The sequence below is a fragment of the Protofrankia sp. Cr2 genome, from assembly GCF_963555885.1.
GTDB lineage: Bacteria > Actinomycetota > Actinomycetes > Frankiales > Frankiaceae > Protofrankia.
Map to the genome: position 1 here is coordinate 2,494 of NZ_CAUVXG010000111.1, position 648 is coordinate 3,141.

A 648-nucleotide genomic window follows, 5' to 3' on the forward strand; every position below is an offset into this window, starting at 1 on the left:
CCGAGGCCACACATTTCGATCTGCCGGCGGCGCGGACCGGTCCGGACGGGGCGCGCCTCGCGTTCGCCTACGACACCGAACTACGGCTGGTCGCGGTGACCAATCCGGCCGGCCTGGTGTGGCGCTACGACTACGATCCGGCCGGCAATCTCATCCGCGAGACCGATTTCAACGGCCGTGTCCTTGCCTATACCCATGATGCTGCCGGGCAGCTCGTCGCGTCGACCAACGGTGCGGGGCAGACCCTGCGGTTCACCCGCGATCTACTCGGAAACGTGGTTGAGAAACGTGGCGACGAGGCGGTGACGACGTTCGCCTACGACGCCGTCGGCCGTGTCGTGCGCGCTACCAGCTCCGACGCGGACTGTGTGTTCGAGCGGGATCCTCTCGGTCGGGTGCTGGCCGAGACGTGTAACGGTCGAACGGTGTCCTCGACGTTCGACGTGCTGGGTCGGCGGGTGCGGCGGGTGACGCCGTCCGGGGCGGAGAGCCGCTGGGAGTATGACCCGAACGATCTGCCGTTGTCCCTGCACACCGCCGGTCGAATCCTGCGGTTCGCCCACGACGAGGCGGGCCGGGAGGTCGAGCGCAGCCTGGACACCGGAGTGGTGCTGGGGCAGGTGTGGGATGTCAACCATCAGCTGCTGT

The 648-nt window shown here is 67.9% G+C and carries 1 pseudogene; it reads left to right on the top strand.

The features are described 5' to 3' along the window. Window positions 1-648 (top strand): annotated as a pseudogene (locus U9978_RS23750) (type IV secretion protein Rhs); the annotation flags it as partial.